12 protein-coding genes are annotated in these 14,274 nt (G+C 73.8%); 4 read left to right on the top strand and 8 right to left on the bottom strand.

Features of this window, described 5'->3' with window-relative positions:
- The 6 genes from B7P34_RS31825 to B7P34_RS31800 form a co-directional block, all read right to left on the bottom strand.
- Positions 1-616 (bottom strand): NAD-dependent epimerase/dehydratase family protein (locus B7P34_RS31825; protein ID WP_146166987.1); only part of this gene is annotated, 616 nt, incomplete at its 3' end.
- Between the two features lie 9 nt (positions 617-625).
- Positions 626-1,339 carry a nucleotidyltransferase family protein gene (locus tag B7P34_RS31820; protein WP_106681658.1) on the bottom strand — a complete coding sequence of 238 codons (714 nt, stop codon included), beginning with the start codon at positions 1,337-1,339 and terminating at the stop codon, positions 626-628.
- Positions 1,340-1,398: 59 nt separating this feature from the next.
- On the bottom strand, positions 1,399-2,400 hold the full coding sequence (locus tag B7P34_RS31815) for an SDR family NAD(P)-dependent oxidoreductase (RefSeq protein WP_106681657.1): 1,002 nt from the start codon (positions 2,398-2,400) through the stop codon (positions 1,399-1,401).
- 88 nt (positions 2,401-2,488) lie between these two features.
- On the bottom strand, positions 2,489-3,946 hold the full coding sequence (locus B7P34_RS31810) for a hypothetical protein (RefSeq protein ID WP_106681656.1): 1,458 nt from the start codon (positions 3,944-3,946) through the stop codon (positions 2,489-2,491).
- The gene (gene pelF / locus B7P34_RS31805; RefSeq protein WP_286157532.1) at positions 3,943-5,451 is read right to left on the bottom strand and encodes a GT4 family glycosyltransferase PelF; all 1,509 of its coding nucleotides are present in this window, start codon (positions 5,449-5,451) and stop codon (positions 3,943-3,945) included. Before pelF ends, B7P34_RS31810 begins: the two co-directional genes overlap by 4 nt.
- Before the next feature lie 109 nt (positions 5,452-5,560).
- Complete coding sequence (locus B7P34_RS31800) at positions 5,561-7,738, bottom strand: hypothetical protein (RefSeq protein ID WP_106681654.1); 2,178 nt, start codon at positions 7,736-7,738, stop codon at positions 5,561-5,563.
- 795 nt (positions 7,739-8,533) lie between these two features.
- On the opposite strand from B7P34_RS31800, the gene B7P34_RS31795 reads away from it, so the two are divergent.
- The 3 genes from B7P34_RS31795 to B7P34_RS31785 all read left to right on the top strand — a co-directional run bounded on the left by B7P34_RS31795 (position 8,534) and on the right by B7P34_RS31785 (position 11,493).
- Positions 8,534-9,550 (top strand): NAD-dependent epimerase/dehydratase family protein, encoded by a 1,017-nt coding sequence (locus B7P34_RS31795; protein ID WP_106681653.1) that lies wholly within the window; start codon positions 8,534-8,536, stop codon positions 9,548-9,550.
- 88 nt (positions 9,551-9,638) lie between these two features.
- A complete protein-coding gene (locus B7P34_RS31790; protein ID WP_106681652.1) occupies positions 9,639-10,772 on the top strand; it encodes an alpha/beta hydrolase in 1,134 nt (377 codons plus the stop codon).
- 253 nt (positions 10,773-11,025) lie between these two features.
- The gene (locus tag B7P34_RS31785; protein WP_146166986.1) at positions 11,026-11,493 is read left to right on the top strand and encodes a hypothetical protein; all 468 of its coding nucleotides are present in this window, start codon (positions 11,026-11,028) and stop codon (positions 11,491-11,493) included.
- Positions 11,494-11,548: 55 nt separating this feature from the next.
- On the opposite strand, the gene B7P34_RS31780 is transcribed toward B7P34_RS31785, so the two are convergent.
- Together B7P34_RS31780 and B7P34_RS31775 are read right to left on the bottom strand one after the other, a co-directional pair.
- Positions 11,549-12,106, bottom strand: a complete 558-nt coding sequence (locus B7P34_RS31780; RefSeq protein ID WP_223268428.1) for a hypothetical protein — start codon at positions 12,104-12,106, stop codon at positions 11,549-11,551.
- A 30-nt stretch (positions 12,107-12,136) separates the two neighbouring features.
- Entirely contained in the window at positions 12,137-13,561 is a 1,425-nt protein-coding gene (locus B7P34_RS31775; protein ID WP_106681650.1) for a hypothetical protein, read from the bottom strand.
- A gap of 441 nt (positions 13,562-14,002) precedes the next feature.
- Here B7P34_RS31775 and B7P34_RS31770 point away from each other — a divergent pair.
- The coding region (locus tag B7P34_RS31770) for a hypothetical protein (protein ID WP_223268427.1) at positions 14,003-14,274 on the top strand (272 nt) is incomplete at its 3' end.

The following is a 14,274-nucleotide window of genomic DNA, read 5'->3' as shown; positions in this document are numbered from 1 at the left end:
CGCCAGGAACAGCAGCACCAGCCACACGTTGCCCAGCAGGCCCGCGACGGCCATCGCCGCGCCCCAGCCCAGCGCCGCGTAGACGACCATCCGGCCGTGCCGGTGCACCCGCGACGCCGGGCAGCGAGGCGGCGGGCGCGCCGGGGCCGACGGGGTTGAACACCCGCAGGACGGCGGCGTCGAGGCCGGAGCCGGTGACGGCGAGGGTGCCGGCCAGCTTGGCGGCGCCGTAGAGGCCGGCGGGGCGGGCGGGGTCGGTCTCCGTGAGGGGACGGTCGGCCGGCCCGTACTCGGCGGCGGAGCCCAGGTGGACGAGGCGGGCCTGCGGCGCGGCCTCGGCGAGCGCCGCGCACAGGACCGCGGGGCCCAGGGCGTTGACGCCGGTGAGGTCCACCGCGCTGCCGCCCACGGCGCCCGCGCAGTTGACGACGGCGTGGGGCGCGGCCTTGCGCAGTGCGGAGGCGAGCCGCGCGGTGTCTCCGCGGGCCAGGTCGAGGGGGAGGTCCGCGCGGGGGGACCGGCCGGCGTGGAGCACCCGCGCGCCCGGGAGGGCGCGCAGGCGCTCGGCGGCGTGCCGGCCCAGGAAGCCGGTGCCGCCCAGGACGAGGATGCGCATGCCTGCGGTTCACGCTCCCTTGATCAGCATGTCGCGGTGCAGGGAGAACTCCCGGTTGGCGCGGTCGTAGTCGTCGGGCCGGCCGATGTCGAGCCAGTAGCCGTCGAACTCGTACGCGCGGGGCGGGGTCCGTGCCTCCAGCATGTCCAGCACCAGTTCGTCGAAGCCCAGCGGGAGGCCGGGGGTGTAGCGGGCGAGGGCGGCGCGCGAGACGCCGTAGACGCCCATGGAGACGCGGTAGTCCATTCTGGGCTTCTCCGCGAAGCCGACGACCCTGTCGGAGTCGGTGGTGAGCACGCCGAAGTCGATGCTCACCTGGCGGGCGTAGGTCGCGATGGTCAGCGGTGCTCCGGATGCCACGTGCGTACGGTACACATCGCCGAAGTCCAGGTCGGTCAGGATGTCGCCGTTCATGGCGAGGAAGTGCTCGGGCAGCCGGTCGAGCATGGTGAGGAGGGGGCCCATGGTGCCCAGCGGGCTCTCCTCGGTGGCGTAGTCGACGCGTATGCCCCACTGGGAGCCGTCGCCGACGTAGGCGCGGATGATGTGGCCGAGGTGGCCGATGGCGAGGGTGCAGCTGGTGAAGCCCGCGCTGACGAGCTGGCGCATCACGATCTCCAGGATCGCGTGCTCCTCGCCGATGGGGACCAGCGGCTTGGGCAGGGCGGTGGTGTAGGGGCGCAGCCGGACGCCTTTGCCTCCGGCAAGAATGACGACGTGCATGGGTGCTGTTCCTCTCTGCGTGGGTGGTGCCGGGACGGGCGGCGGGCGGTGCCGCCGCGTCAGACGTTGTAGATGCCGGCCTTGTACCGTGCGAGGTTCAGCGGGTCGCGGAAGAAGGCGACCGTTTCGGCGAGGCCCTCCTCCAGGGTGCGGGCGGGGGCCCAGCCGGTGGCGGCGCGCAGCCGGGTCGCGTCGCACACGAGGCGCATGACCTCGGAGGCGGAGGGCCGGATGCGCTCCTCGTCGGCGCGGACCTCCAGCTCGGTGTCCATGATCTTGCCGATGAGGGTGACGAGGTCGCCGACCGAGATCTCCTCGCCGGTGCCGGAGTTGAAGGTGCGTCCGACGACGTCGGCGGCGGGTGCGGTGCCGACGGCGAGGAAGGCGGCGACGGTGTCCTTGACGTAGCTGAAGTCACGGGTGGGGCGCAGGTCTCCGAGGGTGATGGTGCGCTCCCCGGCGGCGACCTGCCCGATGACGGTGGGGATGACGGCCCGCATGGACTGGCGCGGCCCGAAGGTGTTGAAGGGGCGCAGGGTGACGACGGGCACCTCGAAGCTGGCGTGGTAGCTGTCGGCGAGGCGGTCGCCGCCGGCCTTGGAGGCGGCGTACGGCGACTGGGTGTTGATGGGGTGGTCCTCGCTGATGGGCACGGTCTGCGCGGTGCCGTAGGTCTCGCTGGTGGAGGTGTGGACCAGGCGTGGGATGCCGAGGTGGCGCACGGCTTCGAGCACGTTGAGGGTGCCGGTGACGTTGGTCTCCACGTAGCTGTGCGGCGCGCGGTACGAGTAGGGGATCGCGATGAGGGCGGCCAGGTGGTAGACGGCCTCCGTGCCGGCGACGAGGCCCTGGACGGAGCCGGGGTCGCGCACGTCGCCGAGGACGACGTCCACGTTGTCCATCACCTCGTCGGGGACGGTCTCCAGCCACCCGTAGGAGGAGAAGGAGTTGTACTGCACCATCGCGCGGACCCGGTGGCCGGCGGCGACGAGCGCCTCCACCAGGTGCGAGCCGATGAATCCTTCCGCGCCGGTGACGGCGACGGGTGCGGATGCGGGCATGAGGGTGTCTCCCTTGCGTGAGCGGAACGCGGCGGGTGCCGCGGCGGAGCGGGGACGTGCCGGAGCAGCGGTCGGAGCGGACGGTGCGTCAGCGGTGCGTGGTGATCCGGCTGAGCAGGGCGGTGGCGGCGGCGAGCAGGCCCGCTGCCGCCGCCGTACAGACGGCGAGCTGGGTGGCGACGGGTGCGGACAGCCGCAGGGCGAGCGCGGCCGTTTCGGCGCCGGCCGCGCCGAGGCAGAGCAGGGCCGGGGTCCAGGCGACGCCGAAGGCCTGGAGGAGCAGTCCGGTCCACAGGACGGCGCCGAGGGCGAGCAGGGCGGCCGTGCGCGCGGCGGTGACCGGCGGGCCGCCGGGCCACAGGGCCCCGGCGGCCAGGGCGAGCACTGCGAGCGCCGCGAGGTAGGCGGCGAGGCACAGGGCCAGGATGCGTGCCGCGCCGAGTTTCATCCCGGCGGTGGTGGTGTTGCGGGCGAGGGCCGCGAGGGCGGTGCCGCGGCAGTGGTAGAGCAGCCGTTCCGCGACGCCCATGCTGAGGGTGAGCGCGATGACGGCGGCTCCGGCGGTGGTCGCGCCGGGGGTGCGGCGCAGGACGTCGCCGAGGGCGGCGAGGGTCGTCAGGACGCCGCAGCCGAGGCCGAACAGGCCGTACGGGACGGAGGCGAGCGGCGACAGGGCGGGCTGTTCGGGTGGTTTCCCTTCCCGGCGGGCGCGCACGATCTCGTACGCGGCCGTGCCGAGCACGCCTCCCGCGGTGGCGAGGAGCAGGCCGGTGCGGACGGCGTCGGGCGGCTGGACGAGCAGGAGCGCCGCTCCTCCGGCGGCGGTGGGCGCCAGGGTGAGGAGGAGCAGGTTCTCCCGGCCGAGGACCAGCAGCACCGTGGCCGCGGCGAGGTAGAGCGCCTGGCCCGCCGCGAAGGCGGTGACCCCGGCGAGGCCGGGCAGGGCCGCGGCCGACGCCGCGGCCAGGAGGGCGCCGAGCGGGGCGCCCCACTGCAGGCAGCGGGCCGCCGCGGTGCGGCCGCCCGTCGCCAGCCGCAGGTAGGCGCGGTGGGCGAGGGCCTGGTTCCACGCCCAGGCCACGAGGGCGGACAGGACGAGCCCGGCGGTGCCCTGCGGCAGGCCGTAGCTGTCGCGGCCGCCGGCCATGAGGGGTGCGGCCAGTGAGTAGCCGAAGCCGGGCAGGGTGAAGACCAGGGCCCGCAGGACGAACCGGCCCGGGCTCACCTTCCAGGGGTCCGGGCGGGGCCCGGGCTCGGGGTGGCTGCGGGGGACGCGTGCGTAGAGCTCCGCGGCGAGCTCGAAGGCGTCGGCGCGGCCGTAGCGTTCGGTGATCTGCTCGCCCGTGAGGCCGTCGGCCTCCAGGACGGCCGCGATCTCGTCGGGGTGGACGGCCACGGCGCAGACCTCGGCCAGTTCCTCGGCGAGGGCGTCGATGGGGTCGGCCGCCCAGCGGGGCCGCGGCCGGGACCGTACGGTCGCGGGTGCGGCGGCCAGGTCGTGGGCGGGCTCGGGCTCGTCGGGCACGAGGCGCAGTAAGCCGCTCATCCCGCACCGCCCGCGGCCATGGCCATGACGGGTCTCTCGGCGTCCGCGGCGGCCCACGCGGGCCGGGCGGGTGTGCGCCGGGGACGCTCGAAGGGTTCGGGCCTCCGGGTGCCGGCGAGGTCGTGGTAGATGTCGCGGAAGGCGTCGATGGTCTGCCGGAGGGTGAACTGCTCGATCACCCGGAGGCGGGCCCGCTCCCCCATGCCGGCGCGCAGCTCGGGGTCGTGCAGGAGCTTCAGGGCGGCGCGGGCCATGGCCTCGGGGTCGCGGGGCGGTACGACGAGGCCGGTGTCGCCTACGGCCTCGCTGACGCCGCCGACGTCCGTGGAGACGGTGGCCCGGCCGCACGACATGGCCTCGATGAGGGTGAAGGGGAACCCTTCGCTGATGCTGGAGAGCATCACCACGTTGCCGGCTGCGTAGGCGTCGCGGATGTCGTCGACGCGCCCCTCGAAGACGACGGCCTCGCCGACGCCGAGTTCGGCGGCGAGCTTCTCGCAGGCGGTGCGGTAGCCCTCGCCGCCGCGCGGGGTGCCGCCGAAGAGCCGCAGGCGGGCGGCGGGTATCTCCTCGCGGACGAGGGCGAAGGCGCGGATGAGCGTCTCCAGGCCCTTGATGGGGTCGACGCGCCCGGCCCAGCTGAGCGTCGGCTGCTCCGGCTCGGGACCGGCGTGCGGGAACGCCGCCGGGTCGACGCCGTTGTAGACGGTGCGGATGCGGTCCGGCGGGGTGCCGCCGTGCTCCTCCCAGCGCCGGTTGTAGCGGTTGCCGGGGGTGACCAGGGAGGCGCGCCGGTAGCTCTCGACGGCGAGCAGCCGGAACAGGCCCAGCATGAGGGCCTTGACGGGCCACCGGTAGGGCTCCGCGCGGAAGCTCAGGTAGCGCTCGCGGAGGTAGATGCCGTGCTCGGTGAGGAGGAAGGGGGTGCCGTGCCGGTGGTGGGCGAGCAGGCCGGGCAGTGTGGCGAGCCCTCCGCTGACGGCGTGGGTGACGCCTTCGGCGGGCGGGGTCGCCGCGAGCGGGCGCAGCGCGTGCTCCAGCAGGTCGGTGGCGAGCAGCGCGTCGTGCAGGGTGGGGCGGGCGGCTGCCGTGTGCAGGTGCGGGCGGTTCCAGACGCGGACGAGGGTGCGGGCCGCGGCCTCGCCGCGCAGGGCGGCCGAGAGGGCGCCGGAGGCGGCGTGGTCGGCCAGCCGGTAGAAGGTGCGGGCGAAGTGCTGTTCCTGGCCCGGGTCCAGGAGGGACAGCAGGAACTGTTCGTAGGCGGTGAGGAAGGAGCGCAGGTCCCGGCCGCGCGGTGCGCGCCCGGGGGGCGGCGGTCCCCACAGCGGGTGGCTCTCCACCCCCCGGACGTGGCGCGGGAGTTCCCAGGCGAGCGGTTCGCGGCCGGTGCCGGTCACCGCTATCACCCGGAAGTCGACGTCGGGCATGCCCTGGACGAGCTGGTCGCACCACACGCTCACTCCGCCATGGCTGTGCGGGTACGTTCCTTCGGTGAGCAGCGTCACCGAGGGAGTGTCGGATGCCGTTTCGGCAGGCGGTCCGTGCATAGAACTCGGTTCTCTCCAGTGTCGGCGGTGCATGGGGTGGTGCGGCACGGAGTGATGGCGGGCCGGGTCAGCGCCGGGTGGCGTCCCCGGGGCCGTACGGAACGCGGCCGGTGACGCCCTCGGGCACCGGGAGTGCGGTGCGGGCCGGGGGCTGTACGCGCGCGGTGGCGGCCGCGGGCGTGCCGGCGGCCGGGGTGGCGCCGGCGGGCAGGGTGAGGTCGAGCCGGGTCTGGCCGGCGGCGGGGGCGGCCCAGCCGGAGCGCAGGCCGGCGTAGGCGTCGCCGAAGACGGCGTTGGTGTCGTTGCGGACGGTGCCGCCGGGCAGGGTGGCGGTGATCTGCGTGCCGGCGGGTGCGGTGACGGTGACGGCGCTGCCGATGCGGTAGGCGGTGGCCTTGCCGGCGGCGAGCGCGGCGCTCCAGGCGGCCCGCTTGCTCATCTCCGCGCCGATGTCGCGCATGCGGAGGTTGACCAGCGGGGTGTTGTCGGCGTAGAGGCCGGAGTAGTCGCCGAGGACCTTCTCCAGGATCTTGTAGCCGATGCGCTCCTCGGCGAGGTTGGACTGGTGCATGAAGTGCGGCCGCGGGTCGTTCGCCAGGACGTGGCTCATGGCGATGCGGGTCTCCAGGGGCACGATGTACGAGGAGAAACCGGTCTTGACGTCCAGCGGTGCCTTCAGGCAGGTGGTCGTGGCGGAGTTCTCGCAGATGCCGCTGCCGCCGTCGGCCTTCTTCGTGTACAGCCAGTTGTACTCGTCGGTCTGCTCGGTGGCCCTGCCGACGTTGTAGTAGACGTTCATCGGGTAGCGCGGCACGGTGAGCGCGGGGCCGACCTGGCGCTGCTGGGGCTCGCGCGAGTCGTCGCTGGCGATCCAGCCGACGCCGTACTGGGTGAGGGACGGGGCGAGTTCGGGGTTGTCCTTGGGCTGCTGGGGCGTGGTCCGCAGGCCGGAGTGCTCGCCGGTCACCAGCTCGTCCTTGTCGAGGGCGAGGCCCTGGCGCGCCGCCCAGTTCAGGTTGTTGCCGATCTCGCCGCCGATGGTCGCGCGGCTGACCCAGCGCACGTTGCCGAGGAGGTCGGTGGCGCACTTCCAGGGGACGACGGTGGTGTTCTGCACGCAGCCCAGGAAGGCGTGGGTGTAGGTGTGGTTGATCCAGCGGAAGGACTTCTGGTCGGCGCGCAGCTGGTCGAGCAGCGGGTCGTAGGTGCCGCCGTGCTCCGCCTTGAACTCCTCGCTGCCGACGCCGTTGTAGGCGAGGTCGAGCGGGAGGTTGTGGCTCTGCGACCACTCCTTGGCGTACTGGGCGTCGGCCGCCGTCATCCGGATCGGCGGGCTGTCGGGGCTGGGGTTGCCGGGGCAGTCGACGTCGCCGGGGGTGCACTTGCGCTTGGTGTCCCAGCGGTCGTCGGAGGCGAAGACGTCGTCGGCGTGCACGCCGAAGTAGTTGCGGGAGGCGCCCAGGTGGATGCCCTGGGTGAGCCACTCCACGATGCCGCGGGAGACCAGGCGGAACTGGCTCTGGTACTGGTTGGCGATGAAGGTGACGACCAGTTCGCTACGGCCGTCGTGGGTGTACTGGCCGATCAGCGAGCCGCGCGCGGTGCTGCCGGGGATGGGCGCGTCGAGGTAGCTGGTGTAGGCCGCGCCCTGTTCCTGTTGCGCGAGGGGCGCGGCGAGGTAGCCGTAGCTCTCGTTGACGGAGGTGTCGTTGTCCTCGAAGGGAACGTTTTTCTTGAGGTAGCCGAAGGGGCCTGTGGCGCCGTCCGCGGTCACCTGCGCGGTCCTGCCGTCCAGGGGACCGCTGTATCCGCCCCCGTCCTGGGGGCTGTTGAGCCCGACCTTGGGGCTCGCGTACGTGTAGGCGTCGACCTGGCGTATGCCGAAGCGCTTCTCGTACGTGGCCAGGGCGGCCATCTCCGGCGAGTCCGCGCCGAACGGGTTCTCGTTCGGCAGCACGACGCCCTGGAATCTGGCGCGCGGTCTGCCGTCGACGGTGTCGCTGAGGAACGCCTCGTCGATGCGCTGCCGGTTGCTGCTGGTCAGGTCCACCTTGGTGTACGGCGTGCCGGCGCCGTCGAGCTCGGCGCGCAGCGCCTCCGTGGCGGGCCCGCCGTCGTCCACGACGAGGACCTGCAGGTCGATCCTCGGTGCCGGGTCGGCGGCGTGGGCGCCGCCGGCCGGAGCGGCGACGGCGAGCAGAGCGGCCGCGGACAGCACCGCGGCAAGACGGGTCGGACGACCCATAGGATTCTCCCCCCAGGACGGCGGCGCGCACGGCGCGGCCCGCCGGTCCAAAGACACGTGCGCGCAGCGCCGACGGCGCGGCCCGCACATCGATTTGATCCCCACGTGATCCCCAATGGCACGGCTCCCCCGGCGGTCGTGCCTCCCCACCCGACCGCCTGCCGGATCCCCCCACGGCCCCGGACACCGATGCCCGTGACCGAACCGCACGGCCGGAGCCGGGCCGCACGGCGTAGCGCGGGCGCCGGGCACACGCGTGCCACGGCATCGAGAGCTACTTGCGTCTCTCAACAGTCTCTCGACCGCCCAGGCATATAGTGCGCCATGCCCGGAGGTCTCGCTGGCCCACTGGCCGAGAGCCGAGGTGAACTCTTCGGCCGCTGGCCGGAATCGGCCGTCCCGCGATCACCCCGTGCGGGGCGGGCGGTTCGCTCGCACACGGTCGCCCGTGCGGCGGTGACCTGTGGCAACATGGTCGCGCGCCGTGGGCTCCCCGGCGTGCGCTCCCCGGCGTCCCAGAGGTCCCGGGAGCTCCGGACCGTCCCGAGATCGGCCTGATGAAGGCCGTCCGACTTTTCGCCTTTGTCGCCTGATCGACGGCTATATATCCCGGCTGTCGCCGCTGCCGATCTCGTGGCGCAGGAGGGCTCGCAGGGCCCGGAGGCAACCGGAAGCAACTCACCGCCCTCTCACTAAGGTTGCAGCCCTTCCGCTTGGTGATCTCTCCTCCGTTTCTCCTGTCCCGGCGGCCTCCCCTTCTTCCCCGGGCCGGGGTGCAGGAGGCAGGGTGGAGGCATGAGGCTCTTGATACTGGGCGGCACGGAGTTCGCGGGCCGGGCCGTCGCCGAGGCGGCGCTGGCCCACGGCTGGCAGGTGACGGTCTTCCACCGGGGGCGGCACGCCCCGCCGGAAGGGGTGACGGCCCTGCACGGCGACCGCACCGCGCCCGGCGGCCTGCGCGCGCTCGACCGGGGCGAGTGGGACGCCGTCGTCGACACCTGGTCGTGGGCGCCGTCGGCCGTGCGGGACGCGGCGCGGCTCCTCGCCGGGCGCACCGGGCGGTACGCCTACGTCTCCAGCGGCTCGGTGTACCGCTACCCCTCGCCCGCCGGGCACGACGAGGACTGGCCCGTGGTGGACGGTTCACCGGACGCCGGGGAGGTGGAGTACGCGGAGGCCAAACGAGGCGGCGAGCTGGCCGCCCTCGCGTCCTTCGGCGACCGGGCGCTGCTGGTGCGGGCCGGGCTGATCCTCGGCCCCGGCGAGAACCTGGGCCGGCTGCCGTGGTGGCTGGGCCGGATCGCCCGCGGCGGCCCCGTCCTGGCCCCCGGCCCCCGCGGCCTCGGGCTGCAGTTCATCGACGTGCGCGACCTGGCCGGCTGGACCCTGGACGCGCTCGGAGCGGGGCTCGGCGGACCGTACAACCTGGTGAGCCCGCCCGGCCACACCACCATGGGCGAGCTGCTGGAGGCGTGCGTCCGGGTGACCGGCTCCGGCGCCGGGCTGCGCTGGACCGACCCCGAGCGGATCCTCGCCGCGGGCGTTCAGCCGTGGACCGAGCTGCCGGTGTGGGTGCCGCCCGGCGAGCTCTACGACGTACTGCACATGGGGGACTCCTCCAAGGCCGTCGCGGCGGGGCTGCGCTGCCGGCCCGCGGAAGAGACCGTGGCGGACACCTGGGCGTGGCTGCGGCGGATCGGCGGCCGGGCGCCGCAGCGGCCGGACAGGCCGCCGCTCGGGCTGGCCCCGGAGCGCGAGGCGGAGCTCCTCGGACGCTCTGCGAGCACGGACACCAATGTCAATATAAAGTGAAAAACCGAAATAAGCGTGACCCGGCACAACCCCGACCGCTCCAACTCCCCTCTCTCCTGGAGACCGCCCTCCAAGAGGAGTGACTGCCGTGGGCCTGACGTCCCCGACGTTCCAGCTCGTCCTCGTGCTCATCGCCGCAGCGGTGTGCGTGCTCGTCCTGTGGCTGTGGCCGCGCGCCGCGCGGAAGGGGCCCCTCGCGCTGGCCGGGCGCATCGGCCTGCTCGTCCTGACGCAGGTGAGCATCCTGGCGGTCCTGCTCGTCGCCGCGAACAAGCAGTTCGGCTTCTACTCCACCTGGAACGAACTCCTGGGCCGCGCGTCGAGCAGACAGGTCATGCAGCCGGGCACGGCGGGCGGCAAGCGGCCGCCCGCGCTCGTCGTGAAGGGCCAGGAGTCCATCGGCCTCAAGGGCACCCGCGAGAAGGCCGGGCAGGTGGACCGCATCGAGATCCACGGCCCGGTGACCGGGCTGAGCATGGACGGCTACGCCTACCTGCCGCCGGAGTACTTCCAGAAGGAGCACGAGAAGGAGACGTTCCCGGTCGTGGTGGTCATCACCGGCCAGCCGGGGGTCTCCAAGAACCTCATCACCCAGCTCAAGGTCCCGCAGGCCGCCTCCTCCGCCGTCATGAAGAAGGAGATCCGGCCGACGATCTACGTGCTGGTCCGGCCCTCGGTGGTCGCCGACCGCGACACCAACTGCACGGACGTGCCCGGCGGCCCGCAGGCGCTCGCCTTCTTCAACCAGGACCTGCCGCTGGCCGTGACCGACGTCTACCGCGCCACCGGCGCCCCGGGCGGCTGGGGCGCCGTCGGCAACTCCACCGGCGGATACTGCGCGTTGAAGCTCGCCATGACCAACCCCGCGCGCTACGGCGCGGCCGCCGGTCTGTCCGCCGACTACTTCGCCCGGCAGGACAGCAAGACCGGCGACCTGTACGCCGGCAGCAAGGCGTACAAGAGCGAGAACGACCTGACGTGGCGGCTGGAGCGCATGCCCCCGCCACCGGTGTCGCTGCTCCTGGCCACGAGCAAGAACGAGGACAACTACGGGCCCAGCCTGAAGTTCGCGCAGAAGGCCAGGCCCCCGCTCAAGGTCGACAAGCTGGTCCGGGACGAGGGCGGGCACAACTTCCAGACGTGGCGCGAGGAGTACCCGGTGGTGCTGAGGTGGCTGGACAAGGAGCTCAAGGAACAGGCGGAGCGCAGCGGCGGTCAGTAGCAGCGCCGTCCGCCGCGGGCAGGGACGGAGACGCTCGCCGTCCACGGAGAGGAAGGCCGCGTACCGGAGGAAAGCGACCACGTCTCGGGATCAGAACGTTCCAGTTCCGTCCCAGAGCTTCCGTGCGCCCTGCTCAGCGACTTGTCGGTGTGCAGATAATGGGGGCCGCGTTCCGGAGGCCGGGCCCCGCGGCCCGTCGCCGCCGGAGCGCACCGCATGCACAAGAACACCCGGAACACCGATGGGGGCGTCAATGAACGCTGAGCTGATGGACGACGAGCAGCAGGCGGGCGCGGCGCCCGTCGCACGGCGGCGGTGGCGGCGGGCCCGCCGGGCGGCCGTCGTCGCGGCGCTCGCGCTGGGCGCCTCCCTGCTGGTCTCCCCGGCCTCGGCCTCGGCCCAGGGCACGGAGCAGGCCCGCCCGGCCGTCGTGACGGCCGTGGCCGAGCGTCAGGCGGAGGCGGGCACGGCGGCGGGCACCGCGCAGTCGGGCGCCGCGAACGCGCTCCAGGCCTCGCACGGCCACCACCGGTCCGCGAAGGACCACGTGACGACGGCGGCGAAGAAGCCGAAGAAGGAGAAGAAAAAGAAGAAGGGCTTCTTCGCGAAGCTCGGCATCTTCCTGATCATCGTGCTGATCCTGGTGGTGCTCTTCATCATCGCGCTGATCGTCTTGGCGATCTACTTCATCCGGAAGGCCTTCAAGCGCCGCCGCGCCTGAGGAACCGCCGGACGGAAGGGGGTACGGGGCATTTGCCCCGTACCCCCTTCGGCCGTCAGCTGACGGTCTGGTCGCCGTCGGGCACGTCCTGGACGGTCACGACGGCGCGCGGCTGCCCGAGGCCGGCGGCGACGGCCGCGGCGATGCCGGCGGGGTCGGGCGCCTCCGGGAAGGGCACGGCCTCGCCGTCCCCGTAGCTCTCGATGGCCTTGGTGAAGTAGCTCGGGTCCCACGCGCCGACGGCGCCCCTGACCTCGACCGCGCGCACCGCCCGGCCGCCGGTCCGCCGCTTCAGCTCGGTCAGGATGCGGTCGGAGCGGAACTCGCCCGGCACCTGGAAGAGGCTGGCGTGGGCGCCCACGAGACCGCCGTCGCGCAGCCGGACGGTCACGGTCAGGCAGCTCGTGACGCTCGGGTAGAGGAGGGTGCCGCCCGGGGCGGCCTCACCGACCTGGCCCTCCGTGATCCTGACGGCTGCCGCCGCCGTCCTGCTCTCCGCACCGGCGACGGCGGCCGGTGCGGGCGCCGGAGCCGCCTCCGCGGCCGTCGCGGCCGCGAGCTGCGCCCCTACGAGGAGGGCGGCCGCGGCTATCTTCGTCGTTATCGCATTCACGCGATCATTCTGCTGGTACTGGTACGCCCGTCACACCGCGGTCTCCGGCCCGAAGCGGCTGCGGACCGCGGTCTGGACGTCGTCCTCCTCGGCCGGGTCCGCGGCGAGCCTGCGCAGCTGCTCGACGACGCGGGCGTCGGCGGTGGTGGCGTGGTGCGCGGCGAGCTCGCGGGTCGTCTCCTCGCAGTCCCACAGGCATTCCACCGCGAAGCCGGTCGCGAAGGACGGGTCCGTCGCCGCCAGCGCCTGCGCCGTGCGGCCGCGCAGGTGCGAGGAGGACGTCTCCCGGTAGACGTGCCGCAGCACGGGCGCGGCACAGGTGATCCCCAGGCGGCCGGCGCCCGGCACGAGGTCCCACAGGACCGGCGCGTCGGGGCCCTCGGCCCGGACCGTGCGGCGCAGGGCGCCGAGGACCAGCGGGGCGTCGTAGGGGGCGCCGCGGGAGGCGAGCATGCCGGCGGCGGCGCCGCCCAGGGCGTCGGTGCGGTGGATCCAGGCGCGGGCGCGCTCCAGGGCGGCCGTGCCGCGCATGCGCTCGAAGGCGGTGACGGCGGCCTCGGACACGAGCGCGCCGGGGTCGGCCGCGGCGGCCTCGATGAGGTCGAGCGCCTGCGGGTCGTCGTGCTCGGCGAGGTAGCGCAGGGCGGTGGCGCGGGCGGCCTCGGGGCCGAACGCGGCGGCCTCGATGATCTCCAGCCGGTCCTCGGGGCCCGCGACGGCGTTCAGGCAGCGGGTCGCGGGGACGTGGCGGTGCTGGACGGGGTGCAGGCCGAGGCCCTCCTGGGCCCAGTCGAGCACCTCGCGCACGCTCCAGCCGGGCCGCGGGCCCGACGGGCGCAGCTGGCGCTGCCAGCGGTCGAAGGAGCCCTGCTCCTGCGCGGCGCGCACCCGGGGGGCGGTCGCGGGCGACTGCGCCTCGTCGGCCCACAGCCGCCAGGGGCGGGGCTCGAAGGCGTCGCGCACGGCCGCGGCGAGCTCCCGGTCGCCCTCGGGGCCCGCGGGGAAGCGGGCGACGACGCTCTCGCCGAGGGCGAGCAGCCCGGCGTCGTCGTCGCGCAGGGCGAGCTCGTCGAGGGCCCAGGCCCAGTTCGCGCCGGAGATCGCGTACCGCCGCAGGAGCAGCAGGGCGTCCTCGCGGCCGTACGAGGCGAGGTGGCCGAGGACGGCGAGGGCGAGGCCGGTGCGCTCCTCCGAGCCGTCGAGGAGGTCGTCGGCGCAGAAGAGGTGCGCTTCGAGCTCGCCGAGCCCGGCGTCGAGGTCCAGACACAGGCGCGCGTAGTAGAGGGAGCGGTTCTCCACCTGCCAGTCGCGCCTGGGGTCGCGGAGGAGGCAGTGGTGGAGCGCCGCGAGCGCCTCCGCCCGCGGCGCCGCGAGGGCATGCAGGGTCCCGTCGCCGCGGCCTCGCTGGAGGAGGCCGAGCAGGGTGCCGCTGGGCGCTATGTCTGGATCGAACATGGGGTCAGCATCCGGTGCGGGGAGTCGGCTGGCAACGGGATTTCCGTCGTCCGGCATTCTTGCCGGTGTCCACCGGTGCTATGCGTGGTGAACAGGGGGAACTCGAGGTCGGTCGAGCGCCCCGCAGCCTACCTGGAGTGTGGGATTCCGCCGAGCCCTGTCCGCTTCACCCCTTTTCGCCCTCTTCCCGGCCCCTTCCCGGCCCCTCCCCTGCCCGATTCCGGCCCCTTTCCGGCTGTCCCGGCCCCGGCACACGCTTGCCCCGCCCCGAGGGGAACCTTCTCTCTCGAATCTGCTTGCCTCCGGCACATGCCTTGGACACCACCGGATCGGGTGTTGCCAAAGCCCTTACAGGCCCTCTCCGCCTGTGCCAGAGTCTTTACGGCCCATCCCGCGGACCCTACGGAGCCGGCTGTGCCGCTCCCCCCATCGGAGTACGACATGCCGTCCCCCCTCCACGCGGACTCCTCCGCAGCTCAGCCGCCCGAGCACGGCACGGTCGACGCCCTCATCTCGCAGACGCGCCGGCTGCGCGGCGGGCTCGACGCCGTGCGGCGCGCGGCGGCCGCCGAGGAGGAGCCGGACGACGCCCGCAGCCGCTGGCACCGCGCCCTGTGCGACCTGGCCGCCCACCAGCTCGACGATCTCGGGGAGCACCTGGGCCAGCTCCGCGAGGGCCCTCCGCCGCCCGGCGACCCCGCCCCCGCGGGTGA

It is taken from the genome of Streptosporangium nondiastaticum (genome assembly GCF_003011965.1).
Lineage (GTDB): Bacteria > Actinomycetota > Actinomycetes > Streptomycetales > Streptomycetaceae > Streptomyces > Streptomyces nondiastaticus.
Note: the sequence above shows the minus strand (reverse complement) of the source record. Positions and strands in the feature narration are given on the sequence as shown.